This window comes from Desulfobacterales bacterium (assembly GCA_030066985.1).
In the GTDB taxonomy this organism is placed as follows: domain Bacteria; phylum Desulfobacterota; class Desulfobacteria; order Desulfobacterales; family JAHEIW01; genus JAHEIW01.
In genome coordinates this window covers 1-25880 of record JASJAN010000023.1, presented here as the reverse complement: position 1 = coordinate 25880, position 25880 = coordinate 1, and the positions used below count along the sequence as shown (strand labels likewise).

Genomic DNA, 25880 nt, shown 5'->3' with positions numbered 1-25880 from the left:
ATGGGTGAAGTTGTAAAGGTAAATGTCAGCGTCGACCAGGTCGGCCCCACTGCATCTGAAGGCAGGGCCAGAGAACATACGGTTGTGATGGATCGGCCTGAAGCCAAAGGCGGTGAAAATCGGGGAGCCATGGGCGGCGAGAATCTTTTGATGGCGCTAGGCGGATGTTTTATGAGCAATCTTCTGGCCGCGGCCAAAAGCCGGGAATCTGACATGAGCGATGTCAAATTAACGATCACGGGTACCCTGGACGCCGCACCGCCAAGTTTTTCAGCCGTTGAAATGACAATAGCAGCCCAATATAGCGATAAAGAAGCCATGCAAAAACTGGTGACCATAGCTGAACGCGGCTGTATCGTGGCCAACACCCTAAAAAATGCGGTTGATCTCAAGATAGAACTGGCATGAAATATCTCATCATACTATTTGGCATCGCAACGATTGTTGCCGGCTTCATCATTGTGATCAATCCTGAGAAGATATTTGGGCTGCTGCGCAGAAAATTGGAATCAATAGGTCTGCATATCCTGGCGGTCGTTGTCAGAGTCATCATCGGTGTCGCATTAATTCTGTATGCTTCACAAACAAGGTTTCCAACCGCGATTTTAGTCCTGGGATATATTTCGATTATCGCCGCAGCTGTTTTGGGAATGATGGGCCGTGCTAATTTTAAGCGTTTAATGTCCTGGGCGCTTGGCCTTGCACCTTCCTTTGGCCGCATCGGTGGTCTGCTGGCAATTTGTTTCGGCAGTTTCCTCCTATATGTGGTGGTTTGATGGAAATCCTCAGACTTACTGGATCACTAAACAACCGAGCAATCCCAACATAGCGCTCACTTGACAACCAAATCCGTCCACTTTTGCTTCGGGACCTTCTGAACCTGAAAAAACCAAGGTTTATATTTGGATGCATGAGGTGATTGGCCATGTTGATAAGTGTGATTTATCGGTCACTCAATCTTGATCGACTCTTGTAATGTTTCCATTTCTCCACTTAACCATAGCTTCTTTTAAGTCTGTACATACTGATCCCGGATACTCAATTACATGCCGCTGGCCTCCTTAAGGCAGGATGCGAGCAGCGCCAGCCTGTTGAGGTTTTGCCGCTTTTGTCACAGACAGGCAAAGTCGACTATCCTGCTCATCGGCGTTCTTATCGAGTGCGCAGGAAAAATCTGCTTCACATGTCCAAATGGATTATCGCATTAATTATTTGATAATTCTGAAATAGTGCCAAATTTATGGGCTAATTTTATATGGGCGTCATGTTATTAAGAGTGCGGACTGATCAACAGCACGAGCTGATGGCAGCAATTGATTGTATAGCTATTGACAGATTTTAACAATATATCCATCCGAACGAGAGTGAGCCTAATTTAACCATGGGAATGAAGCCAATCGACTTTGGGGTAATCATTACCTATTTCATTTTGGTCCTGCTTATCGGATTTTTGCTTCGAAAAGTATCAGGCAAAAACAAAGAAGAGTATTTTTTAGGCGGCAGAAATATGCCCTGGTGGCTGGCAGGCATCTCAATTGTTGCCACTAATTTTGCGGCCGACACCCCCCTTGCCATAAGCGGCATTATCGCCAGCAAAGGTTTATCCGGCAACTGGCTCTGGCTTCCGTGGATGGGTATTCACTCGGCGGTGATCATCTTTTTTGCCGCAGCATGGCGCAAGACCGGCGTGTTAACGGACGCCCAGTTTATCGCCATACGGTACTCGGGCAGAAGAACCGAAGCGCTTCGGCTGCTCAGAGCCGGTGTCAGCGGCATCTTGCTGAATTGTATCATCCTCGCCTGGATTTTCACTGCGGTGTTAAAAATATCAAACGTGTTTTTTAGCTGGAATAAATGGTTTCCTGAATTGTATGACTTTGCCAGTAAGCTGATTCCCGCCAGTGGCAGCTTAGGGTCACCCAACGAAGCCATTACGCTGGTTTTAATGCTTTTAATAATCGCCATATATTCATCTATGGGTGGCATTCGTGCCGTTATTATCACTGACTTTATCCAATTCATTTTGAGTCTCGCCGGAGGTGTGTGGCTGGCCGTCAATGCCTGGATTTATATCGGCGGCCAGCGCGGTTTATCTGATGGCTTGAAAAACCTATATGGCAGCCAACATCAATTTCTCGAGCTGTTTCCGACACAGGCCGGCTGGATGAGTGCTCTGGAAATCGGATCGGTGCTGTTTGCGGTTTACCTGTTCGCGCAATCATTTTCCGGAATCGATGCCGACGGTGGCGGTTACATGATGCAAAGGCTGGCAACGACCCGCAATGCGGCCGACGCCAAAAAAGCCTCACTGCTGTTTTTAATATTTCAATATCTGATAAGAATCTGGCCCTGGTTTGTGGTGGGCCTCGCGGCACTGATTGTTTTACCCCTGGGGCAGGATGTGTATACGATTGATAATACAACAGTTGTTTTAAATGACCGGGAGGGGGCGTATCCGGTGCTGATGACACTTCTGCTGCCCCCGGGCGTTTTGGGGCTGGTTTTGGCAAGCCTGTTGGCTGCCTTTATGAGTACGGTCGACACGCACATCAATTGGGGCGCATCCTACATTATCAATGATTGGCTGTTGAAAATATTCCCCGGGGCTTCCGACAAAGTTCAAATTTTAATTGCCAGAATAGCGGTCGTGCTGTTTCTGCTGATCGCATTGGTCATCAGCACCTATATAGGAAGCATTGAGAGCGGTTGGAGAGCAGTCGCCACCGTCGGTGCGGCATTCGGCACGCCAACGTTATTGCGCTGGTTTTGGTGGCGTATTAATGCTGATGCCGAATTGTTGGCGATTGCGGCAGGCATTTTGGCCGGCGGTTTTTTTGCCTTTTTTACGGATATCAGCTATGAGTTTCGCTTAATTTTAACTTCATTGTCCAGTCTATTAGGTGTGTTGATGGGTGTGCTCTGGGGTAGAGCGACACCGGCAGCAACCATCAACCAATTTATCGCAAAAGTGCAACCCATTGGATTTTGGCCGGACAGGTCAATTAAACAGAGTTTAAAAGAAATCTCCTTCAATCTCATTAAATGGTTGTGTCTGTGTATTGGGCTAATACTAGCTCTGGCCGGATTACATCAATTCATATTTAGGGGTGAAATTCTATTCGCTTTATTACGGATCTGTTGCGGCGGATTGCTGATCTACCTTGCTGTGTTCGGGCTCGATCAGCTAAAAAAGCGCTGGATCCTGCCCTAAACGGCATATCGGCTCAGTCGGATATGGTGACCAAGAGACAATCTGGCCTTGTCATGTGTTCATTGCCGGCAAACACATAACCCCAAAGGATAAGGGTTTAGCGAAAGGAGCTGTAAAGGCACAGCGGTGAAAGGTTAAGATCCGGTTCGGGTATCGGATTGGATCAACATTTGAGTGTCTGACAAAGGCGAATGGGTGTCCTCGTGCTCTTCCACCGGCAACGTACTGCGATTGGCCGCCCACCATTTCTGGGCCTGTTGGTCTGTCCAGGCGCTAAAGTCTTCACATCGAGCAAGCATTGCGGACATAGCGCCGGCGCTCTGCGGCCGGTCGGCCGGTTCTTTGGCCAGACACTGCATCACGCTGGCCTCGAGATCGGCGGGAATCGAACGGGTGACGCGCCGGGAGGGCGGCAGCGGCTCATTGTGCAAATGCATTTCGCATATCTCCATGGCACTGGCCCCTTCAAACACATTGTGCCCGGTGAGCAAATAGTAGGCAACGCCGCCCAGCGCATACAGGTCACTTAGCGGGCTGAAAACCGAAGCATCGTTGATCAGCTCAGGCGCCAGGTAAAACGGCGTGCCCACAACCGCGTTGTCCTCGTCCGGTTGCTGCAGTTGATCTTCTTGGATTTCTCTGACCAAGCCAAAATCGAGAACTTTAACCACATCGTACAGTCCACCGCGTTCACACAGCATCATATTGGCCGGTTTAACGTCGCGATGGATCAGTCCCTGGTCGTGGGCTTCGCTCAGAGAAGCGCAGACTTGATGAAGGATATGCAACACTCGCGCCGGGGGTTGAGGGCCTGAAATGCGCACCAGATCCTCTAAGGTGACGCCGTTGAGGTGCTCCATGGCGTAGTAAAGTGTTCCCTCGGGCGTTTGGCCGAAATCATAAATGGCAATCGTGTTGGGATGGGTCAGACGGCTGGTCAACTGCACTTCTCTGATAAAACGTTGTTTGGCGGATTCACTGCTGGCAAATTGCGGCAGCATCACCTTGACTGCCGTGGGTCGTTTGAGCAGGGCATGATTGGCACGATAGACGGTGCCGTTACCGCCATCGCCGATTTTGTAAAGCAATTCAAAAGGCCCCAATTTCTGTCCGATGTGAGCGACCGCTTCCCGGACCTCGTGGCGAATTTTGTGCACGGCACTGACGATTAAAATCAAACCGAGCACAAGGCCAATCCCGGCAATCGCTGCCAGTGAAATGTTGCGCTGCACAGACAGGGCGCCCAGAAAATCGGACTCGGGAACCAGAATGCCGGCCCAAAAACCGGCATGTTGGGGGTGATCTTCGATCCATTCAAAACCGGCCCACCAATAGCGCCCATCAAACTCAAACGAAAATGCCTTGCGGATGCGCCCGTGACGTTCCCACTCGGATACACCAGCCTGAAGCACAGGCATGTCCACTTGCTGATACGGTTTTAGCAGGTTCGTTTCAACGGGGCTTTGATCTTCAAGCCGCGCATCTGCCGGAAGCCCCACTAATCGAAGATCATGGGTCAGCACAAAGACCACGCCGTTGTCGGTGGGTCGCATCGCCTGGGTGATTCGGGTGATATCGGAAAGCAGGATATCAATTGCCAAAATGAATTGGCGGTCCGCTGCCTGTTTGCGCCAGCGTGTTGATAGGGTGATGCCTTGTTTGTCTGTGGTATAAAATGAATAGGGGTCGGTTGCGACGATCTCATTTTCTGCCGCTTCCAGGGCTTTTGCATACCAGGGGCGGGAACTGATATCAAAATCATCTTTTCGAAACCAGCTCTCCAGCATTTGACCAGCTTTCCAGCGTTCGAGCCGCGCTTTGCCTCGGCCCCACTCCTGGGCGAAATGGGTGCGGACCTGAAATTCAGATTGACCTGGATTTGTATTGAGTATGCCATAATAATCGTTATCGGCGTTGAGTTCTGTCAGGAGAATGCCGCTGGCATTTTGATGCGGATTTATAAAGGGAGATAAAAGGAAAAAAAGATCTTTGATCACCAGATCTCCTTGGAGTTGGGCCATTTTTAGCTGCTCCACGGCGGTCCGCAGGTTGTTGTCTTCGGTTTGAAAAAAGGCTGTCAATTGCGCCACAACAGTCGCTGCAGTGCTGGCGATTAACTCACGCGAAAGATCTTCGACCTGTCTTTTGTCGAAATAGGCGACTGCCGCGGTGGCCAGCGCTACGATCGTCAGCATCAAAAGCCCCAGGTTGCGGAATAGTCGACGATATTGCCCGGTGAGCTTTTTGTCCAGCGAAGTATTTCCACGGAGCGTTTTCATTGATTTGCCTGCTTTTGTAGCGTTTTTGTTGTTTCAAATGATACAATGCACATTTCAAAACCACCTGCTGCTTAAAAATTCGGTTTGCGTTAACGCTTGAATTCAAGCCTCAATAGACAATCAATCCTGCCTCTCAAGATCTTTGACGCTGAGTTCGAGAATATCGTCCCTGTTTTTGGCCGAGTCCAGCGCTCGCAGCAGATCTTGCATGATTTCTTGCGAGGAGCGTACCGATTTCGTTTCAATATGACCGGATTCAATCAGTGGCCATAGCGGTGTCCGCACGTTTTGCGGCAGCTGGTTTTCCAGATATTCCAAAGCTGTACCGCGGATGGTTGCATCTTGCACCTGCAGTGATTCATAGCAAATATCCATTATATCAGTGCCGAAAATAACACCAAAGAGGTTAAACAAGTGACGCAGCGGTTCCACCCCCCGGATTGGCTTGAAATCCGAGCCGCTGAAAAAGGCAATTTCGCGGTAGACGCAGTTCCAAACAGTGTCGGTATCAACGGCCAGCTCAGAGTGACTGCTTTTGATGTGGGCCAGTGCTTCCGCACAGCGGAAGCGGACATCCGGTTCCTTGTCCTGAAGACCTAATGTTAACCCTTGCACCGCGCGTTCGTTGTCGGCCTGTCCCAGCAGAAGAGGGATGCGGCGCCGGATTAGGGGGTGTTGATGGTGATCCAGCAGGGCGTCAACCAATTGTCCGGAGGCCAGAGATGCCAGCGGTTTAATGGCATTCAGGGCTTCCTTCAACACGCCTTGACTACGCAACAGCGGCAGAATATGCGGCAACAGGGCGGGTGTCATTTTCTTATTGACCAGCGCACGCCGGATGCGGTTTTCATCCTGGCTGAGCAAATCCTGTATGGTTTCCAGTTGAGCAGCATCATGGGTACGGGTACCCGACGGCGTGGATTTGTGTGCTGAAATGGTTTTTTGCTGCTGAGCAGGTTGGTCCTCTGACAAATTGTCCCTGCTACGGTAGGGTGATATTTGCTGCATCGAACCAGCCGGCTCGAGTCGCACCCGGCTGTATACCAAATCAGTTTCCGGAGCCTTTTCTTTATGGTTGGCCTCATCGACTTTCAGTTTTCTGTTCAGCAGGTTGTGCGCAAGCTGGGAGATGTATCCTCGGTTGAGCAGATAAATTAACAGCGACATCATACCTGCAAAAACCATGACGGTTAACAAAATATAGGTGCCGGTGGATCCGGGAATCATCAAAAGGCCCATGATCAACAGACCCCCCAACATGTTGCCTGAGCGGTTGGCGCCGACATCGAGCAGAATCTTGCTGGTGCGTTTGTCAGCGGTTGAAATGGGTGTGAAAAAAAGCTCGTATCCGGGTCCGAAAAAGGAATTGGTTATCAGATTGGCAGCGCCACGCAGTAGCGTAACCGATGTTAGCGATCGAAAGACGCACGTGATCAACCCGCCCAAAATAATGCTCAGCGGCAGCACCACGATGGTGCCACCGAATCCGAGCCATTGCAGTGCTCTGCGGCTGACGAAGGTTTGAAGCAAAAAAGAGCCGATATCGATGGCGATATAGAAGTAGGCGAAGAAGGTGACCAGTTGTTCCTTGGGCATGGAGGCCTGGAGCGTGGCCTTGAACAGATAGTCCAGCATCGTTATGGTGACGGCCAGCATCAACATGAGCAGCGCCATGCGTTGGATCAGAGAATTCTTTTTCAAAACGGATATCAGACCCTGAGGGGAGGTCCGCTGCTCATTGCTGGGGGTCTGGCCGCGGGTAACCTCAAAAAGGGCCAGCCCTGTGACAACATGCAAGATCGCCAGCATCGCGATTACGGCACGGATGTCAACTGTCTTAGCGACGACAGCGGCGGCGCCGGCACCGAAAAGACCGCCTAAGGCGGTGAAAATGACCATGCGGCTGATAACATTTTTGGCACTGTACGGGTCGTAGCGTTCGTTGATGATGGACCAGAAACCGCTGATCAGCAGGGCGTCAAACACTGTGATGTGAAAATACAGGGCAACCGTAACAAATTGCGGCCAGAATGACATGGCCACCCACTCTCCAAAAGATATCATACCGCTGAGGATATAAAAGGGAGGCATCAGCCGGGCCGGTCCGTATCTGGCGAGCACCCGGGAAAAACTGACAACGGCAACTGCAGACAAAATCGCAGTCGCAATCATCATCTTGGGTAGGTCGACGACGTCAAAGTAAGAGAGGAACAAAGCGTCCCGAACCGTCTTGCCGCCTTGAAGGTGCCCGATCATCATTAATGCTGCCACGCTGGCAAAAATGATGCTGTACCGCTCTCTCGATTGTGTTATTGCCATCCTGCTAGATTTAATTCTAAACGGACCAGTATCTGGCGTTTATTGTTTGAATTGAATAGACCCATCAAATTTGTTCGACATAAAAGGCAACTATATCTCACAACATGCATATCTATTTCATATTACATGCAATCAGACGATACAAAATAAGGCAGCCAATGATAACCTGTCAACAATTAGAGACCAAATAGTCGTCAATTCTAGAGACGATACTGCCATGTCGACCGGCGCCCTGAAAGCGCAGACCGCAAAACGGCATGGGGTGCGGATCAATAGAGCAGAGTGCTTGCTTTTAATGGCCGGATCGGTGGTCTGTTTTGATGATTTTGAATTTGGATATGGGGTGCTTACAGTCGCTGCGAATTGGTTTTTGATTAATTACAAAAGAAGCAAGTATACGCGTGATGTCTATTGGGTTTTAATATAAGCAAACAGCGACGTGACCTTATTTGAGACATGTTGCGGCTGAATTCCGCCACTTATCTCTTGACTTATAAAAAGAGAACCATTATTAACGGATAATAGCTATCCATAATTAAAAACCTTCCGGGTATGGAACAATGAAAAAGAGGGCTGATACAGCTATCACAGATCAACGCTACCATCAGATGCTTGTGAAGCTGAAGGAACACGAATTCCGTCTTACACCCCAGCGGCTGGCCGTCTTGAAGGTGTTGGCAGTTAGCGATGGTCATCCGACTGTTGAACGGATTTATGAAACGGTCAGGGCAGAATTTCCAACAACCAGCATCGCCACCATCTACAAGACGGTCAATCTTCTTAAACAGCTCAACGAGGTGTTGGAACTTGGATTCCCAGATGGGAGCAATCGCTATGACGGCCATAAGCCCTATCCTCACCCCCACGTCATTTGTACAAAGTGTCATAAGGTTATTGATCCGAATTTGGGTAGTCTCAAAGACCTGACCAAAGAAGTCATCAAAGAAACAGGTTTTCAAATTCTAAATCACAGGGTTGATTTTTTCGGCACCTGCCGAGACTGTCAATCGCGCGATGCATAAATCATTTAATCATTGGCTGACAATCGTTCCTAACCAAAAGGAGGTATCATTATGAACGAAGATAACAAGCGCCGGGTAACGGGATCCACTGCCGGTGGTGGTATGTCAAACAGGGACTGGTGGCCAAACCAGTTGAACCTCAAGATTCTTCATCAGAATTCTGACTTGAGCAACCCGATGGGCAAGGCTTTCAACTACGCCGAGGAATTCAAGAAACTTGACCTTAAGGCCTTGAAAAAGGACCTCTATGCGCTGATGACTGACTCGCAGGAATGGTGGCCGGCCGACTACGGCCACTACGGAGGACTGTTTATCCGGATGGCTTGGCACAGCGCTGGTACCTACCGCACCGCCGACGGCCGCGGGGGAGCGGGGTCCGGCACCCAGCGCTTCGCGCCGCTGAACAGCTGGCCGGACAACGCTAACCTCGACAAGGCGCGCCGGCTGCTCTGGCCGATAAAGCAAAAATACGGCAACAGGATCTCCTGGGCCGATCTGATGATCCTGGCCGGTAACTGTGCCCTTGAGTCGATGGGATTCAAGACCTTCGGCTTCGGCGGCGGGCGCGAGGACGTGTGGGAGCCGGAAGAAGACATTTACTGGGGTTCGGAAGCCGAGTGGCTTGGCGACAAGCGTTATTCCGGTGACCGCGAACTGGAAAATCCGTTGGCCGCCGTGCAGATGGGCCTGATCTACGTGAACCCGGAAGGCCCGAACGGCAATCCGGATCCGGTGGCCTCCGGTCGTGACATCCGCGAAACTTTCGGGCGCATGGCCATGGGCGACGAGGAGACCGTTGCGCTCACCGCCGGCGGGCATACCTTCGGTAAATGCCACGGCGCCGGCGATGCCGCGCTTGTCGGTCCCGAGCCCGAGGGCGCCGGCATCGAAGAGCAGGGCCTCGGCTGGAAGAGCAGCTTCGGCAGCGGCAAAGGTAGTGATGCGATCACCAGCGGCCTGGAAGGGGCCTGGACGCCGAACCCTATAAAGTGGGACATGGGCTATTTTGACATGCTGTTCGGTTACGAATGGGAATTGACAAAGAGCCCCGCCGGTGCCCAGCAGTGGAAGCCAAAGGATGTGGCCGACAAAGACCTCGTGCCGGATGCGGAAGATTCCTCCAAGCGGGTTTTGACCATGATGACCACCGCCGACATGGCGATGCGGATGGACCCGATTTACGAGCCGATTTCTCGGCGCTTCCACAAAAACCCGGAAGCGTTCGCTGACGCGTTTGCCCGGGCATGGTTCAAGCTGACCCACCGGGACATGGGACCCCGCGTGCGCTACCTTGGTCCGGAGGTCCCGGTGGAAGAGCTTATTTGGCAGGATCCAATCCCCGCCGTCGATCATGAGCTGATCGACGCCCAGGACATCACCGCCCTAAAGGCCCAGATCCTGGCGGCAGGCCTGACCGTTTCCCAGCTGGTATCGACGGCCTGGGCGTCGGCGTCAACCTTCCGCGGCTCCGACAAGCGCGGCGGGGCCAACGGCGCGCGCATTCGTCTTGCGCCGCAAAAGGATTGGGAAGTCAACCAGCCGGCCCAATTGGCGGAAGTACTCGAAACTCTTGAGGGAATCCAGAAGGACTTCAACAGCGCGCAGTCGGGCGGAAAGAAGGTGTCGCTTGCCGACCTTGTCGTTCTCGGCGGATGCGCCGGTGTTGAGCAGGCAGCGAAGAATGCCGGTCAGGATGTGACCGTTCCCTTCACGCCGGGACGTATGGATGCGTCGCAGGAGCAAACCGATGTTGAGTCCTTTTCCGTTTTGGAGCCGGAAGCAGATGGTTTTCGCAACTACCTCAAAACCAAATACACCGTACCGGCTGAGAATATGCTGATCGATCGGGCGCAACTGCTGACGCTGACCGCTCCTGAGATGACGGTTCTCGTTGGCGGTATGCGCGTCTTAAATACCAACTTCGAACAGGCCCAGCACGGTGTCTTCACCAAGCGACCCGAGACCCTCACCAATGACTTTTTCGTGAACTTACTCAGCATGAGCACGGAGTGGAAGGCAACATCGGAAGACGAAGACCTTTTCGAGGGCCGTGATCGCGCAACAGCTGAAACCAAGTGGACCGGCACCCGTGTTGATCTGATCTTCGGCTCGAATTCCCAGCTCCGGGCCCTGGCGGAAGTGTACGGATGTGAGGACTCCCAGGAGAAATTTCTGCACGACTTTGTGGCGGCGTGGGACAAGGTGATGAACCTTGACCGCTTTGAACTTGCCTGATTGCAGCATAGACCGTTTCATGGGCTTGTGCAGGTACGCTGAACCGCCGATAAATCCAAACAAATTGGCGGACCTGATACCCGACGGAAGCCCTATAAATCTAATGAGGGCGGCGTTTCAAAATAGATAGAAGCGCCGCCTGTTTTCTGTGGCTCGCCCACTTTTTGCCGGGCACCTCAACGCTGCAGCTCGCTGTGGCCCGGGGTTGGCTGACAAACCATCACGGCGGTCCTGCCAATTTGTGAGTTGCAGATTTTAAAAAGCGATTTATATTATTTTTATATTGATAAAAAAACCGGACTCACTTATAGTTGCCAACTTGAGTGTTTTATCATAGCGAATAGCAGTCCTGGATGCCCTCCACGGAAAATATAAAATATTATCGGTGTAGGGCACAGTGTGGCGTTACGAACCCGAATCGTATCCACATTTCTCTGGTAGTCGGTCAAATTTTCTATGATGAGCGCCAAACTCTAATAACGCCGGATACGTTATCTGTGGAGTCCGGCAAATGTAGGCAAAATACCGTCGCGGAATTATCGGTATCTGCTTAAATTCAAGCTTCCCGGCTTTTTGGGGCTTTCCGTAGAGCCGGTAACGATATATGGCAAATTGCCCCGGGTAGACCGGAGCGCTGCCCTAATCTTAAATTAATAAAAGGAGCGACAAATGAAAGTAGAGCATTACTGCAAAGCGATGCAGGCAGAAGTAACGGCATGGAAAGAGAAGCTGGAGTCAATGAAAAAGACCGCAGACGAATTCGGGTCTGAACAAAAGGAAAAAGTTCTCCCGCTTATCGGGCAGCTCGAGCAAGAGGTCGTAAACGCTCAGTTGCGGGTGGAGCAGCTTGAGAAAGAGTGCCCTTCCGACTGGTCACCAATAAAAAACGAACTCGACGAGCTTTTCGGCACGATCGGCAGCAAACTCGATCGTAAATTTCAGGAAATGTCTTCCCGAGAAACGCTTTGGTAGAATTGGATCGGGGGAAAAGTGTCTTGCTTTTCCCCCGCCCCCCGAATGTGATGGTTTTAATTCAGGAACCTAAACACAATGTGATGACAATTAAAAGACCTTTGAAGAGATTCACCTTTCCGGTGGCTCAAAGGCTGTATCTAAAGCGCCTTCAAAACGACAAGGGTCAAATCGTCTTCAGGATTGGATGCATTTAAAAATCCATTAATCGTGCTGATCATCGTCTCCATGATCTCATGAGCGTTCTTGTCGGAACTATTTCGAATGACATCGTAAACAGCTGCTCGACCAAACATCTGGCCTTTTTCATTCCTGGCCTCCCAAACGCCATCAGTAGCGATGACGACGATACTTCCTCTTGAAAAGTTTTCCTTCTGATTTTTCTCATATTTAAAGCTCTTGTTCACACCTAAAGCCATACCGGAGCCTTGAAGCTCAATAAAATCGTCAGTTACCGGGTCATAAAAGATAGCCGGCTCGTGTCCGGCACGCACCCATTCAAGTGTCTGTTTTGCCGGATCTACGAGCATATAAAACAGGGTGACAAATTGGCCATAATCTGCAAGATCTCCAGCCAATTGGTAGTTTACATCGGTAATAATCTGCGAAATAGACCCGTGCAAAGCAAGTCGTTGGCGGAGCGCAGATCGGACACTTGCCATCAGCAAGGCTGATGAGATGCCGTGTCCGGCAACATCTCCCACTACTACGCCTAATTTTTGACCGTGTTTTTCTTTAAACTTAACGAAATCAAAATAATCGCCCCCCGTCTCATCACAATATATACTTTTGCCGGCGACATCCAATCCTTCGATTTTAGGATTATCTTTTGGCAAAAGTATTTGCTGAATCTCTCGGGCTAATTCCAGCGATTGGCGCAGTCGATCCCGCTCTCGCTCTCTTTTCCGCAATGCTTCTTCAGCCAGTATCAAGGCAGTGATATCTTCATGGCTTACGACGACCCGAATGGGTTGCTTTTCAGCCACTCGAATGCACCTTAAATAATAAAAATGGCGCCCATCCGGTCCATGACAGGGATAATCGTATAAAAATTCTTTTGTTTCTCCTTTGATGACGGACCGAATTCCAGTGGCGACATTATGCGCATCCTTGGCCTCTTTGCCGGTGGTCGCATCGCACAGCTCCAGATAGTTCACACCAATGGAATCATTGGATCCTTTCATTTGATTAACCGTCGCATAATTTTGCCATGCCGCATTGGTTTCAATGATGACGCCGTTTTTATCCAAAATGGCGATATTAGCAGAAAGGGAATTTAAAATCGTTTTTGCTAAGGCCTCTGAGAATTTAAGCGCCTCATTTTTTGAACGGTTATCAGGTTTTTTATTTTTCATATTTTCTCTGCAAAAAATTGCAGCCGCCGAAACGCGGTGCGTCCGGAAGCGCTGATTTGAGGATCTGTAGATCCCGAGCAAACCATTTTAATTTGTATAGCTCATGGTAACCACCACGGCAATATTGCAGTATAAATAAATAGGGATTCCAGTGTCAAGATAGAGGCGGCACCTGCAGACAATCCATAGACTCTATTCGGATACGGTGTGGTTTTTGACAGCGTTGAACAAATGAGACCTCCATGCTATTACTGGATGGTTTATCTCTGACATTGACGTTGTAAGAGAACAAACCTGAACGCTCAGTTTAACGTTTAAACAAAAAACATACAAAGGAGAAACACATGAAAGCCATAGTTGCAAAAAGTGGCAGCGACGCCCAAGACGCCGGTGCTTATAAATTGGAAGAGCAGCCAGTACCAGAGCCGGGGGCACAGGATCTTCTGGTTCGCGTCATTGCCATCGGGATGAATCCAGTCGATACGAAAGTTCGCCAACGATCAGAAAAAGATGGCGTGCTTGGCTGGGATGTTTTTGGCATTGTCGAAAAAACCGGCGATGGTGTGACCGGATTTAAAGCGGGAGATAAGGTCTTTTATGCGGGCGATATTACCCGACCAGGGTGCAATAGCGAATACCATCTGGTGGATCAGCGCATAGCCGCGCTGGCGCCTGAGAAACTCTCACCCGAAGACACAGCGGCAATGCCGTTGACGTCGATAACGGCCTGGGAAGGGTTATTTGATCGCCTGGGTTTTGTCCCGCAAGCAGGGGCTAACGCCGGTAAAAGCATTCTGATAATCGGTGGTGCGGGAGGCGTTGGTTCCATAGCCATACAGTTAGCGCGCTGGGCTGGATTGAAAGTGTTTGCGACCGCATCAAGGGCGGAAACAATTGATTGGTGTAAAAATTTAGGTGCTGACATTATCCTGAACCACAGAAATAATCTCTATGAAGAGCTAAAGGCAACCGGAACCGATTCGGTTGACGCCATCTTTTGTACGACGCAAATGGAACGGCATTGGAAGGCGATGGCCGAATGCATCCGCCCTCAGGGTCATATCGTGCTTATCGATGACCCGGTCAATGCGGTGGACATCACCGTGTTTAAATTCAAAAGCGTCGCTATTTCCTGGGAATTTATGTACACCCGATCAATGTTCCAAACGGATGATATCTCCGAGCAGGGGAAATTGCTTGCGACTGTAGCCGGGTTGTTGGATGAAGGTACCCTTGTGACAACACGCCAGAAAACCTTCACGGGTTTGACACCTGAGAATATCCAGGCAATGCACATAAAGCAGGAGAGTGGAACCATGATGGGCAAACAGGTTCTGGTACTATAGTCATGCATAGGAAGCCCTGGTTTTAGGCAAAGGGTGGATGATTTCGGGACAGAATGCAGAGCATAATAGCTGAAGGCACAGAGTGAGGGAGACAAAACCGTGCAAAAAACAATTCTTGTTACTGGTTCGACCGACGGCATCGGGTTGGAAACCGCCATGATGTTGATTTCGCTGGGCCACAACGTTTTGTTGCACGGGCGTAGCTCGGCAAAACTGAAGGAAGTGGAAAAAACGCTCTCAGCGCTGCCGGAAGGTGGACGAGTTGAAAGCTACGTGTCTGATTTATCGCGGATGGCCGATGTAGAGGCCTTTGCGAAGGCTGTCACTGAAAAGCACGCCAAATTCGACGTGCTCATCAACAACGCCGGTGTCTATCGCTCAGCCGAGCTCGTCACGCAGGACGGGCTTGATGTGCGGTTTGCGGTCAATACCATTGCACCCTATTTGTTGACGCAACGGCTTTTGCCACTGCTTGGAGCTTCCGGACGGGTCATCAATGTCTCCTCGGCGGCTCAGTCTGCGGTAGATCCGGAAGCGCTGGCCGGACGGGGCAGGCTGTCCGACGGTGCAGCTTATGCGCAAAGCAAACTGGCACTTAACATGTGGTCACGCAGCATGGCGCTTTCGTTGGGGGATGACGGCCCGGCGATCATTGCCGTGAATCCCAGGTCAATGCTTGGCAGCAAAATGGTCAAACAGGCTTATGGCGTGGCCGGCGGCGATCTCCGCATCGGCGCGGATATTCTCTGCCGCGCGGCTCTGTCAGATGATTTCGCAGTGGCTTCCGGCCAGTATTTTGACAATGACATCGGTCAGTTTGCCTCGCCCCATCCCGATGCACTGAACACACAAAAATGTGAAGCAATTGTTCGTAGTATCGAGGCGGTTCTGGCCCAAATAACACAAGCGGATGGAAACCGAATCGGATGACCAGCGCACAATGATTGCGTTGTCTCACGCAAATGATTAGAATGAGCAATAAATGAGGACAATAAGAAATATGAGAATGTTTCTATCAATCGCATTTGCAAGCATCGTAACCGCCTTCACCAGCATGCAGGCCGCATCCGACAGCACCGCTCCGAAACCAGCAGCCAAGCCAACTTTTGAGGTTGTCCTGACGTCCGATGTCAAGTGGACCCCGCTAAACCCCCTCCGCGGTGACAAGAGCCCGAAGGCCGGTACGCTTTGGGGCGATCCCGATCGCAAGTTCCCTGTGGCGACAGGCTTTCTCGTTCAGTTTGCGGACGGCTTCTCGTCACCACCTCATATTCACAACATTACCTACCGCGGCGTGGTTATTAGCGGCCTCGTTCACAACGATGATCCAAATGCCGCTAAGATGTGGATGCCCACTGGTTCTTTTTGGACGCAGCCGGCCGGGGAAGTACACATTACCGCTGCCAAGGGTCCTACCAATGTGGCGTACATAGAGATTGATAAAGGTCCGTATCTCGTCCTTCCGCCCAAGGAGGCATTTGATCGTAGAGAAAGACCAATCAACGTCGACGCATCGAACATCGTTTGGGTCGATCCGCCCGGAGCGCCAGCCTCTGCCAAAGGACCAAAGGTCGCCTTTCTTTGGGGCAAACCGCAGGACGGTCAGTTGAACGGGACCCTTGTCAAGCTACCGGCCGGATTTACTGGGAAGATACGCAGCCACAGCTCAAGCTTCCGTGCTGTAGTGATCCAGGGTCGACCGCAGGTCCAGGTGCCGGGCGAGACCGACGCCATGACTCTGGAGCCGGGCAGTTATTTCAGCTCGAAGGGCGAGGCGGTGCATCAGGTCTCATCAGAAGCGGGAGAGGAGAGCATCATTTATGTACGCACGCAGGGCAAGTTCAACGTCATTGCGGCCCAGCCCAAGATGTAACCGCGATGCCGGGGTCAAATCTTAAACAATGAATTATGCTTTAAAATTCTGGGCCGGTGTCTAAAAACAATATAATATCAAATGGTTGATTATTAACTGATTAATATGTAATCAACAACTGTCGCTGACATCCATTTGATATTAAAAACCCTATGCGGTTCCATTTCTCTATTTTTCATATAGTTATAAAGTTATGGCAGTGTTATTCAGCATTTTTTATCGGATCTACAAATTCCCCCTAATACACATTGCATCAACTTTAGGAGTCCTCTTTGTACTGTATGTAAAAGAACTTATGTCCTGTAACGGAGGATATTATGAAACATGAGAATGAAAACACCGTCAACCTGAACACGGGACTCAAACGCCGAGAGTTCATGGCTATGCTGGCGGGCTGCACCGCCGGGCTGATGGTGCCCGGCATTTTCCACAGCGCTGGAACGATTGCGGCGGCCACCGCCTCCTCTGACCGGCTGGGCAAACTCCTGCCCCTGCGCAAGCTGGGGTCTTCCGGTCCGGTCGTGACCAACCTGGGCGTGGGCGGAGCTCATGTGGGGAGTGCCTCGGAAAAGGACGCACAAGCCATCATCGAAAAAGCCTTGGAAGAGGGGGTGCGCTTCTTCGACAACGCCCCTTTCTACAGCGGTGGAAAAGCAGAGGAACGCTATGGAAAATTCCTCACTCCCAAATTCAGGGACGTTTCCTTCATCATGACCAAAACCTTGGCCACAAACAGGAAGAGTGCCCTGAATGACCTCGACAATTCCCTATCCCGCATGAAGACCGACTACGTGGACCTATGGCAGGTGCATGCCCTTGGAAGCCCGAGGGATGTGGCAGAGCGCGTCCAAAACGGTGTGCTCGACGCCTTTCTTGAGGCCCGGAAAAAAGGCAAGGTCAGGAACATCGGCTTCACCGGCCATGAGTCCTACAAAGCGCACCTCAAGATGCTGGAGGAGCTTAAAAAACGGGGTGTGAAGATGGTCTCCTCGCAGATGCCGGTTAACCCCGCCGACCCCCACTACGAGAGCTTCGTCACTCATGTGGTGCCCAAGTGCGTGAAGGCGGGCATTGGCGTGCTGGCCATGAAAACGCTGGCCGACGGTCGTTTCTTCGGTGGGAACAAGGGTTGGCGTCGCACGAATGTCTCGGTCAAGCCGATAATACCGGCGATTCTTTCCGTGGAGGATGTCTTCGGCTTCGTGTGGTCTCTTCCCGTCACCACCCTTGTCAGTGGTATGGAAAGCGTCCAACAGGTTTCCCAAAATGCTGCCCTTGCGCGCAAAACATGGAACTGGAACCAGGCCGAACGCCAGAAGCGCATCGACGCGGTGGCCCCCATCGCCGGACCGGATCTCGAGTTCTATAAGAGCTTAATTTAGAATTCTTGTCGAACCAAGATAAGTAATCGAAAGGGGGGCTATTTCATCACTATAGTCTTTTGTTTGCGAAGGCTTTTGCGGAATGGGATTTTAAATATTTTTTAAAAATGGCGGCTTTTTGGGGACAGCTAAAGGTTATAGCAGTTTCAATTCATCAAGGGCGATATCTTGAAGTGTGCTGGACCTGACCATTGTTGTGGGCTTTTAGCCTTATTTAACATCTACAGCTATTGAATACTATTCCATATTAATTTATCCGGCTTTTGTAACTTGCTTGGTCAATTTTATATTTTTAAGACCACCGATGTTATATCATCTTCTATTTTCGCATCACCTATAAATTTATACAAGATGGCAAAAATTGCATCAACAATTTGCCCTGCGTCTGAAGAGGAGTTTTGTCGAATTGCATTTAGGATTGGCTCTTTACCTAACATTTCTCCCTTTTTGTTTCGTGCCTCCCAAATTCCGTCTGTACTAAGAAAAATGATTTGACCATTTGAAAAATCAGTTTTTTTATAATCCTCATAGATCCAATCGGCATCCACACCAAGTGCTATTCCCGATCCACCAAGCTCACTGAATGAATCTGAACCAGGATCATAAACAAAGCCGGGATCATGTCCTGCTCGTACCCATTCGAGTTGCCTTGATGCAGTGTCAAGAGCCAAAAAAAACATTGTCATAAATTGTCCGGAATCTTCAACATCTTTAACCAGTTGACGGTTCACATCAGAAATGATCCTGGCAGTGCTGCCCGGTAAAGATGCCCGCTGCCGCAAAGAAGAACGAACAGTGGCCATGAGTAAAGCCGAGGGAATACCATGTCCCGAAACATCGCCAATTGCCACCCCAATTTTCTGCTTATCAGCATCCTCAATAGATATAAAATCATAATAATCACCACCGGTTTCATCACAGTAGACGCTTTTGCCTGCTATATCGAATCCATTAACTTTCAGATTACTTTTTGGAAGAAGATTCTGTTGAACTTCCCTGGCCAAATTAAGAGATTGCTGCATTCTTTCCCGTTCAATGAGGCCTTTGGTCATTTCATTGATTGCATCACCTGTATACCCAATTTCATCATTGGAAAAAACCTTAACTCGTTTGTCAAAGCGACCGTTTTTTATCCTACGAAGAGTGTGAATAATGTCCCGGAAAGGGATGCTCAGGTTGCGACTTACCAAGATAGTCAAACAAATGCCGACCCCGATAAAAATCAATGCATTGATATTGATCGCCGGTTGTAAATTTGCTAGCGCGAGGGCAGGTTCGTGTTGACTTCCCAAGAATCTGTTCAGAATCAAGATTATGCTGATCAGGGGAATCAGATTACATGCAAAAAGTAGGGCTACCAGGCGGGTTCGGATTCTAATTCGCAGCGTTTTCGGAATGGCAGAAAGACCGCCGTCTGGAAAGAAATACGGCGCCAGCCGCTTTTGCAACAAGTGCTCGAGCAGAAAAAAAGCGACGGTGACAGTGATCAAGCCAATACCCAGACCATTATACAAGCTGCGTTGAACCAGCTGTGTTCCAGAATCATAAGCCCAATGAATCGTAGACCAAACAATTGCCCACAGGACCCAGATACCAAAATCCAGTGCGATTAAAACAAATGGCTCGTTTAGCAACCGCTGCCGAGCTTTTAATTTAAGATCTTGAGGTATGGATGTGCGCCTGGACAGGGCATTTAGGTAATGGCGGATAGGTTTTTCATATAGCAATGTCATCACAATAACGAAAGTAAATACAAATGGATCAAAAAGCGCATCAGTCCAATAGATGATAGGATTGTCAAATAACTCTTTGGGAAACGGCTCAGCTATACGTATCAAAGCGATTGCCAAAAAAACACCGATGAAGTTGGCAATACAGTTAGCAACGAGCATTTCGTTTTTGAGTTGGAAAAGTTTTGCTTTTTTCATGATTCGATCTCCTCTAATCGGAGAATTTAAAACCAGCAGGAGGGAAGGAACTGTTATACAATTTAATAGGTATGAATAACAGCGAGAAAAATTCGACTAAAAAATAAAAGGAATAAGCATTTTTGTATTGGCGGTATAGCATGTGTATTCATTACCATATTTATCCTTGAGATAATTTTCCTTCAAGGGGATTAGAATAGCCATAAAGAATAATGCCATTGCAATGGGTACAATTAGAAGTTGAATCTGACGGGCGACTGTTGCTAGCCCAGCGAAAAGTACGATATCTCCGAAATAGTTAATGTGACGAGCGTATTTGAATAACCCGCCCGTGTATAAATGGCCGGCGTTTTCTTTCTTTTGTTTCCACGAAAAGCGAAAATATTCAGAAGCTGTATTTAAAAATGACCCTGTAAAAAACAGCAAAATGCCGACCATTTCTATCCATCCTATTGAGCCAGTATAATTTCCGCTTTCATACGCAATAAAAGGAAATATCCATGGCATGATGTTCGCAATGACAAATGCCTCGCCCCAATACATTTTGCGCTGAAAGAAGACAAATAAGGTGAATAACAAGCGTAGGAAATAGATGCTCATACAAGATAGGATGAGGATGTTCCTTACAAGATCTCCGTTTATTTTGTAAGGCTTTAATAAAGGCAACATTTTGTCGACACTGGTGAACATCAGATAGCCAGAGATATATATGGACCCGAGGATTGCTACCGCAATAAACATTTTTGGCAAGTAAGATTTATCGTGTATGTTTCGGAATATCATATTATTGCATTAAGGGTATTACTCAGGCCGGAATGTATGAGTTTTCTATAGAGTCATGCCATAGTACATACTGTGGTGTGAAGAAATAATGCGAAACTGAAGACTTCGCTGATGAATCTTCAATTCCCAAATACAGAAATATTGAGAGTATCAAAGGTTTACCGAGTTTACAGATATTCCGTTAAGAAGTAACAGAAGTAGTATTACCAGCCATAGATTTGTCATACAATAACTTTAAGCCATTTATTTTCTTTAATAATGGTGAAAAAATTGCAAGTCGGGTTATATATGCCAAAACATATAAAACATATATAAAAACATATTTGAACATTGTCATGCTCAAAGGTTTGGCTCCGGATATGATATCAAATACGGTTAAACTTGAAAGAATTGAACCACCCAAAAAAGAATGAATGTAGTCTGCATAACGTGCAGATGTGGCTTCGCAATGGAGCGTAGCGGAATTGGGATAACCTCCATCTAGCCTGTTGGCAAATCCTTTTGTTACTTCTCTTGCGCTGCCTGAAGGGCAGCCACATCCCTGAATGACAGCTACTCGAATTCGATCGTTGCAGGCGGCTTGATGCTGATATCGTACGCCACCCTCGACGCACCGGTGTGCGCGGCAATTTTCTTGCCTATCTCAAGGAGCGCCGCCGCGTCTATCCGGACCGGATGCGCCAGCTTCGCGGCCGCGCTCTCGACCGCCCGCATACCGACGACATACCTGATTTTCGGCGCATCGTTCTCGCAAAGTTCGAGAAGAATGCGCGGAAGCTCGAGCTTACTCCACGCCTCGACACAGAGCGCATTCAGTTTGTCATAGTCGATATCGCCGTCGACCTTTATCCACGAGACAGGTTTATAGATAGGAATCTCGGGGCGCGTTCCCTCATCGGGGACGACCGTCGTCTGGCTATCCATTTTGAAGCACTCCGCGTTGGTGCCGAGAGTGCTGCGGGCCAGGTCTGCCAGGTCCGGGTCGGGTTCCATGTTCGGGTCGAGCGCCATTCCGAAGTACTGAAAGGGCGTCCGGATGCCGGTAGTTTCGTCGTAAAGGTAGGGCCTACCGTGTTTCTCAGAGTAGTATTTCTCAGTTTCCTGCTCGATGATGTCGGAGGCGAGCTGGCTCGTACGGAGCTTCTCTTCAGTGAATTCGCCGACAGTTCTGACGATTTGCGCGGGACCGGGACAGGGGATCCGGTGCGTGAATGACGGAGGGAGGTCGAGGTACTCGCCGACCTTCCTTACCTGAGGCTTCGCGAGCGACGCCAGCGGCTCGATCTTCCCGACAGAGTAATCCCAGCCGACGTTATGCTGGCTCTTGAAGCCACCTTCGGTTTCGATAATGTCCGGTGCGATCGTGCCGTCCGCGATCCAGGAGGCGCCCACCTGGCCAATATGCCTGTCTGATACTTTCCTATAGTTGCCGATAAACGTCTTGCGTTTCTGCTCACCGTCGGAAAGCCCCACCAATGGCGGGAGAATCTCGTCCTTCACTTCCAGAACTTTGAAATTCAGTTTGCTGAAGATCTCACGCGTGACTTCCCCCTCGGGCTTGCCGTTTATGAGGCGACGGCAACCGTCTTCGATGAAGAACGCATGTAGGTCTTTGCCGACGATACGGTCGAGGAGAAAAGCGGCGATCGTACTGTCGACACCCCCGGACGCGGAGAGAGCGATCTTCTCACCCGGTTTCACCAGGCTTTTCACCCATGAAATTGCTTTCTCAACAAAGTCCGCAGGATTGAAATCTGCGGGATTCTCGGGAGTGGCGTAATTAAATCTGTGCGTCTGGATCTTGTTGGCCTGAGTCGACATGTTGCCTCCTGTCTGGATGGGTGGATTTGGTTGTTGTAATGGTTGTCCGCGATATTACACGAATGCGTATCGAAATAGAGACTTAACCTGTATATCAACTGCAAATCAATGCTTTTTGCAGACTATGATTTTCATAGCTTTGATACGGTATATTGATTCATCGGCAAAGCGTGCGACAACCTGGGCGTCAAAGGTGTTGACATTTATGGTGGGGCAAAACATTAGTCGGACCTTTGATTATCTCAATCAGTAGTTTCAAGAATCCTGGATTTTTATTGAATAAATCCATTCATTAAGATATACGGGAACAATTGGGTTTGTCATTTTTTCATAAGTATATAAAACAATTAAAAAAGGAGATTTGTCATGCCGATTTGTCACGAAATGAAGGAAGGCGATGTGTATTTTTGCAAATTGTGTGGATTAGAATTAAAAGTTGAAAAAACCTGTAGTTGCGGAACTGGTGAGGATGCCTGTACAGTGCCCCTTCAGTGTTGTGGTCAGGATATGACAAAGAAGTAGTGGAAATCTTCGATCTCATTGATTCTCTCTAAAAAACACACTGCCATCAAAGCGGAGGATTAAATTTCTTCCGCTTTTTCATTATGAAACCCCCAGGGCCTCCTTGCTTGGGGTGAGCGTCATCCTCGTTCCCTTCAGAGGGATGTCTTCCATTTAATTGATACATGAATCATTCTGGTATGGGTTTTAATCCTCAATAAGCGAGGACTATCGGTAATAGTCGTCGTTTGGTATATTTAAGCAACTGATTCATTCAGCAAAATACTGTCCTGGTGTTTTGCCAAGCGCTTTCTTAAACATAGAAATAAAAGCACTCGGGCTATCATATCCAAGTTCTATTGCTACCGTTGTGACCGATTCTTTCATGCCCAAACGTTTCAGCGCTTCCAGGATCCTAATCTGCTGCCGCCATTGACCAAAAGTCATCCCAGTTTCTAAGCGAAAGTGTCGGGCTAATGTCCGCCCGGTTGCACCGACCATTTTTCCCCAATCTTCCAACCTTCGATTGTCCGCGGGGCTATTGGAAAGGCGTTTGTATATCTTCTTTAACCTGACATCTTCTGGGATTGGAAGTTCCAACGGGGCAATTCTCATACTTCGGATTTGATCCAAAATCACCGTCAGCAACCTTTCTTCAGGGCCCTTTAATGGATAAAGACGCGGCACGGATATAGCGTGGAGTATGAGTTCTTTTAGCAAAGGAGTTACAGCGATAACGCAGCACTTTTCAGATGGACCCGAAAAAAAGGTCGGATCAATGTATAGCGTACGCATGGACAATTGATTTGATACATTTATTTGATGATGAGTGTGCGCCGGTATCCACACAGCGCGAAGAGGTGGCACAACCCAAATGCCGCTGACGGTTTTCACAGTCATCACCCCTGATGATGCGTACAACAATTGTGCTCGGGCATGCTGGTGGTAGGGGATCAAATACCCAGGTGGAAACTCTTTGGCCATTGCAACGATGGGCCGGGGAACACTGACAATATCCTCTACAGGGTCTGGAGATGCGGATTTTGTCCTTTTTGCGGCATATTTTGTCTTCATAGCGCAAGAAAGATAACATCCTTATAAGCTATGATCAATCATAAATAGAATTTGGATGATAAAAAATGAGGATTCGAAAATGAAACACCGACAAATTGGGATATTATCCGCTGGACATCTCGTGACCGATATAAATCAGGGAGCTCTACCTGCCTTGTTGCCTTTTTTTATTGTCGCCTATGATCTTTCCTATGCAGCTGCAGCCGGGATCGTTTTCGCCGCAAACATGACATCAAGTATTGTCCAGCCGCTGTTTGGGCACGCAGCGGATCGATTTTCGAAGCCTTGGTTATTATCGGCAGGCCTATTGGCGGCCGGAATGGGTCTTGCCCTATCAGGGATATTTAAAAGTTATCATTGGATAATGTTTTTAGCTATCGTTAGTGGGATAGGCATTGCAGCATACCACCCAGAGGCGGCACGACTGGTCAATTTTGCAGCCGGATCCAAGAAGGGAACCGCAATGAGTTTTTTTGGTGTTGGCGGCACAATCGGTTTTGCCATCGGGCCTGTTTTAATTACGGCTGCTCTAATTCAATGGGGATTAAAAGGAACGCTTGTCCTTATCGTGCCCGTGTCCATTATGGCTTTAATTATGACCTGTCAGTATTCGACGTTTGAATCTCTGGAGGAAGATCGAAATCGGGACCGGCGTGCTCCGGACGCAGATGATTTTAAAGATAACTGGGGTGCATTTTCACGGTTAACCGTTGCTATCATCGGTCGTTCGATAATTTTTTATGGATTAAATACCTTTATTCCGATCTATTGGATTAACGGATTGAATCAATCCAAAGCAGCTGGAGCCATGGCACTGTCGATTTTTGCAGGCTCGGGAATACTTGGTAATTTGTTAGGAGGAAGTTTGGCCGACCGATTAGGGCAAAAAAACGTCATGCTGCTCGGTTATTTGGGCCTAACAATATTTCTACCCATATTAATCTTCGTGGAGAATGTACAGTTGGCAACGCTATTATTGATCCCGATAGGGTTGATGCTCTACGGGACCTATAGCCCATCAATTATTTTAGGGCAAAATTATCTCCCGAATCGTGTTGGACTTTCATCGGGTATTACCCTTGGGGTTGCAGTTGCTATTGGGGGTGGAGCCGCACCGATTATAGGAAAAATAGCCGATCTTTATGGAATTTGGTTCTCACTGACTTCGATCGCTTTTTTGCCAATACTTTTCTGTGCAATCGTATTGAGTTTACCTAATCCTCAAAGAGCGCAATAGAAAAAGTTGTCAGATTGATCAACATTATATCAACAAATCTTAGAATGATTCCCCTCAACATAAACATAAATGACTCCGGCACGACACCGGGATTTTTTATTGCCAAATTCGCATATCTGCAATAAGGGTGATGTCGTGATATTCTCATCACAAGTCCAGCAATCTTGGTTTTCTGTGATTGTATCCCAAGTTCTACTCTGGCAAGATTTCAGCTTATTTAATTTAAAGGGATGCTGTGGTTGTCATCCGGGGTGGTGCGGCATGCTGCCTAATAAACTCCGACCTGCACACAGGGTCAGGCTTTTATATGTTGCATTACACAGGGTGGTTTTTTTAAAGAACACCATAGCATTTAATATTTTCATTTGGGCACGTCATTATAATTAAAACTTAGTATATGAAGACAATTTTTCTGATCCTCACACCCATTAGCCTTGTAGACAGCACTTCAATCATTCCACTGAGTATTTTGCCGCTTATTATATTGCTTTCGGGCAGACGCCCGGTCCTGGGCTCAGTAGCGTTTCTGACGGGGATTTATG

The 25880-nt window shown here is 48.8% G+C and carries 18 protein-coding genes; 11 read left to right on the top strand and 7 right to left on the bottom strand.

Features of this window, described 5'->3' with window-relative positions:
* The 3 genes from QNJ26_12905 (at window position 1) to QNJ26_12895 (ending at window position 3211) form a co-directional block, all read left to right on the top strand.
* Window positions 1-408: an OsmC family protein gene (locus QNJ26_12905; GenBank protein ID MDJ0986434.1), complete on the top strand. Its 408-nt coding sequence runs from the start codon at window positions 1-3 to the stop codon at window positions 406-408.
* The gene (locus tag QNJ26_12900; protein MDJ0986433.1) at window positions 405-776 is read left to right on the top strand and encodes a hypothetical protein; all 372 of its coding nucleotides are present in this window, start codon (window positions 405-407) and stop codon (window positions 774-776) included. Before QNJ26_12905 ends, QNJ26_12900 begins: the two co-directional genes overlap by 4 nt.
* 605 nt (window positions 777-1381) lie before the next feature.
* Window positions 1382-3211 carry a Na+:solute symporter gene (locus QNJ26_12895; GenBank protein MDJ0986432.1) on the top strand — a complete coding sequence of 610 codons (1830 nt, stop codon included), beginning with the start codon at window positions 1382-1384 and terminating at the stop codon, window positions 3209-3211.
* A gap of 134 nt (window positions 3212-3345) precedes the next feature.
* On the opposite strand, the gene QNJ26_12890 is transcribed toward QNJ26_12895, so the two are convergent.
* Together QNJ26_12890 and QNJ26_12885 are read right to left on the bottom strand one after the other, a co-directional pair.
* Window positions 3346-5490 carry a serine/threonine protein kinase gene (locus QNJ26_12890; GenBank protein ID MDJ0986431.1) on the bottom strand — a complete coding sequence of 715 codons (2145 nt, stop codon included), beginning with the start codon at window positions 5488-5490 and terminating at the stop codon, window positions 3346-3348.
* A gap of 120 nt (window positions 5491-5610) precedes the next feature.
* Window positions 5611-7809 (bottom strand): MFS transporter, encoded by a 2199-nt coding sequence (locus tag QNJ26_12885; protein ID MDJ0986430.1) that lies wholly within the window; start codon window positions 7807-7809, stop codon window positions 5611-5613.
* Between the two features lie 560 nt (window positions 7810-8369).
* Between QNJ26_12885 and QNJ26_12880 the strand changes: the two genes are divergently transcribed.
* From QNJ26_12880 to QNJ26_12870, 3 genes are all read left to right on the top strand, one after another.
* Window positions 8370-8831 (top strand): transcriptional repressor, encoded by a 462-nt coding sequence (locus tag QNJ26_12880; protein ID MDJ0986429.1) that lies wholly within the window; start codon window positions 8370-8372, stop codon window positions 8829-8831.
* A 51-nt stretch (window positions 8832-8882) separates the two neighbouring features.
* Window positions 8883-11066 carry a catalase/peroxidase HPI gene (katG, locus tag QNJ26_12875; GenBank protein MDJ0986428.1) on the top strand — a complete coding sequence of 728 codons (2184 nt, stop codon included), beginning with the start codon at window positions 8883-8885 and terminating at the stop codon, window positions 11064-11066.
* A 669-nt stretch (window positions 11067-11735) separates the two neighbouring features.
* Complete coding sequence (locus tag QNJ26_12870; GenBank protein ID MDJ0986427.1) at window positions 11736-12038, top strand: hypothetical protein; 303 nt, start codon at window positions 11736-11738, stop codon at window positions 12036-12038.
* 140 nt (window positions 12039-12178) lie between these two features.
* On the opposite strand, the gene QNJ26_12865 is transcribed toward QNJ26_12870, so the two are convergent.
* Window positions 12179-13393, bottom strand: a complete 1215-nt coding sequence (locus QNJ26_12865) for a SpoIIE family protein phosphatase (protein ID MDJ0986426.1) — start codon at window positions 13391-13393, stop codon at window positions 12179-12181.
* Window positions 13394-13737: 344 nt separating this feature from the next.
* Here QNJ26_12865 and QNJ26_12860 point away from each other — a divergent pair, with 344 nt between their 5' ends.
* From QNJ26_12860 to QNJ26_12845, 4 genes are all read left to right on the top strand, one after another.
* On the top strand, window positions 13738-14739 hold the full coding sequence (locus QNJ26_12860) for a zinc-binding alcohol dehydrogenase family protein (GenBank protein ID MDJ0986425.1): 1002 nt from the start codon (window positions 13738-13740) through the stop codon (window positions 14737-14739).
* A gap of 99 nt (window positions 14740-14838) precedes the next feature.
* The gene (locus QNJ26_12855) at window positions 14839-15669 is read left to right on the top strand and encodes an SDR family NAD(P)-dependent oxidoreductase (protein ID MDJ0986424.1); all 831 of its coding nucleotides are present in this window, start codon (window positions 14839-14841) and stop codon (window positions 15667-15669) included.
* Between the two features lie 76 nt (window positions 15670-15745).
* Complete coding sequence (locus QNJ26_12850) at window positions 15746-16612, top strand: DUF4437 domain-containing protein (GenBank protein ID MDJ0986423.1); 867 nt, start codon at window positions 15746-15748, stop codon at window positions 16610-16612.
* A gap of 317 nt (window positions 16613-16929) precedes the next feature.
* Complete coding sequence (locus QNJ26_12845; protein ID MDJ0986422.1) at window positions 16930-17994, top strand: aldo/keto reductase; 1065 nt, start codon at window positions 16930-16932, stop codon at window positions 17992-17994.
* Between the two features lie 284 nt (window positions 17995-18278).
* Here QNJ26_12845 and QNJ26_12840 read toward each other — a convergent pair whose 3' ends face one another.
* The 4 genes from QNJ26_12840 to QNJ26_12825 form a co-directional block, all read right to left on the bottom strand.
* The gene (locus QNJ26_12840) at window positions 18279-19922 is read right to left on the bottom strand and encodes a SpoIIE family protein phosphatase (GenBank protein ID MDJ0986421.1); all 1644 of its coding nucleotides are present in this window, start codon (window positions 19920-19922) and stop codon (window positions 18279-18281) included.
* Between the two features lie 96 nt (window positions 19923-20018).
* A complete protein-coding gene (locus QNJ26_12835; protein MDJ0986420.1) occupies window positions 20019-20612 on the bottom strand; it encodes a DUF1295 domain-containing protein in 594 nt (197 codons plus the stop codon).
* Window positions 20613-21257: 645 nt separating this feature from the next.
* Window positions 21258-22526 (bottom strand): hypothetical protein, encoded by a 1269-nt coding sequence (locus tag QNJ26_12830; GenBank protein ID MDJ0986419.1) that lies wholly within the window; start codon window positions 22524-22526, stop codon window positions 21258-21260.
* Window positions 22527-23297: 771 nt separating this feature from the next.
* Window positions 23298-24101, bottom strand: coding sequence for a helix-turn-helix transcriptional regulator (locus QNJ26_12825; GenBank protein MDJ0986418.1), 804 nt, complete (start codon window positions 24099-24101; stop codon window positions 23298-23300).
* Window positions 24102-24180: 79 nt separating this feature from the next.
* Between QNJ26_12825 and QNJ26_12820 the strand changes: the two genes are divergently transcribed.
* A complete protein-coding gene (locus QNJ26_12820; protein ID MDJ0986417.1) occupies window positions 24181-25338 on the top strand; it encodes an MFS transporter in 1158 nt (385 codons plus the stop codon).
* Window positions 25339-25880: the final 542 nt, after the last annotated feature.

Bases quoted from the DNA above. Each gene is read 5' to 3' on its own strand.
- QNJ26_12905 (MDJ0986434.1), top strand. From the start codon at position 1: ATGGGTGAAGTTGTAAAGGTAAATGTCAGCGTCGACCAGGTCGGCCCC.
- QNJ26_12900 (MDJ0986433.1), top strand. From the start codon at position 405: ATGAAATATCTCATCATACTATTTGGCATCGCAACGATTGTTGCCGGC.
- QNJ26_12895 (MDJ0986432.1), top strand. From the start codon at position 1,382: ATGGGAATGAAGCCAATCGACTTTGGGGTAATCATTACCTATTTCATT.
- QNJ26_12890 (MDJ0986431.1), bottom strand. From the start codon at position 5,490: ATGAAAACGCTCCGTGGAAATACTTCGCTGGACAAAAAGCTCACCGGG.
- QNJ26_12885 (MDJ0986430.1), bottom strand. From the start codon at position 7,809: ATGGCAATAACACAATCGAGAGAGCGGTACAGCATCATTTTTGCCAGC.
- QNJ26_12880 (MDJ0986429.1), top strand. From the start codon at position 8,370: ATGAAAAAGAGGGCTGATACAGCTATCACAGATCAACGCTACCATCAG.
- katG (MDJ0986428.1), top strand. From the start codon at position 8,883: ATGAACGAAGATAACAAGCGCCGGGTAACGGGATCCACTGCCGGTGGT.
- QNJ26_12870 (MDJ0986427.1), top strand. From the start codon at position 11,736: ATGAAAGTAGAGCATTACTGCAAAGCGATGCAGGCAGAAGTAACGGCA.
- QNJ26_12865 (MDJ0986426.1), bottom strand. From the start codon at position 13,393: ATGAAAAATAAAAAACCTGATAACCGTTCAAAAAATGAGGCGCTTAAA.
- QNJ26_12860 (MDJ0986425.1), top strand. From the start codon at position 13,738: ATGAAAGCCATAGTTGCAAAAAGTGGCAGCGACGCCCAAGACGCCGGT.
- QNJ26_12850 (MDJ0986423.1), top strand. From the start codon at position 15,746: ATGTTTCTATCAATCGCATTTGCAAGCATCGTAACCGCCTTCACCAGC.
- QNJ26_12845 (MDJ0986422.1), top strand. From the start codon at position 16,930: ATGAAACATGAGAATGAAAACACCGTCAACCTGAACACGGGACTCAAA.
- QNJ26_12840 (MDJ0986421.1), bottom strand. From the start codon at position 19,922: ATGAAAAAAGCAAAACTTTTCCAACTCAAAAACGAAATGCTCGTTGCT.
- QNJ26_12835 (MDJ0986420.1), bottom strand. From the start codon at position 20,612: ATGTTCACCAGTGTCGACAAAATGTTGCCTTTATTAAAGCCTTACAAA.
- QNJ26_12830 (MDJ0986419.1), bottom strand. From the start codon at position 22,526: ATGTCGACTCAGGCCAACAAGATCCAGACGCACAGATTTAATTACGCC.
- QNJ26_12825 (MDJ0986418.1), bottom strand. From the start codon at position 24,101: ATGAAGACAAAATATGCCGCAAAAAGGACAAAATCCGCATCTCCAGAC.
- QNJ26_12820 (MDJ0986417.1), top strand. From the start codon at position 24,181: ATGAAACACCGACAAATTGGGATATTATCCGCTGGACATCTCGTGACC.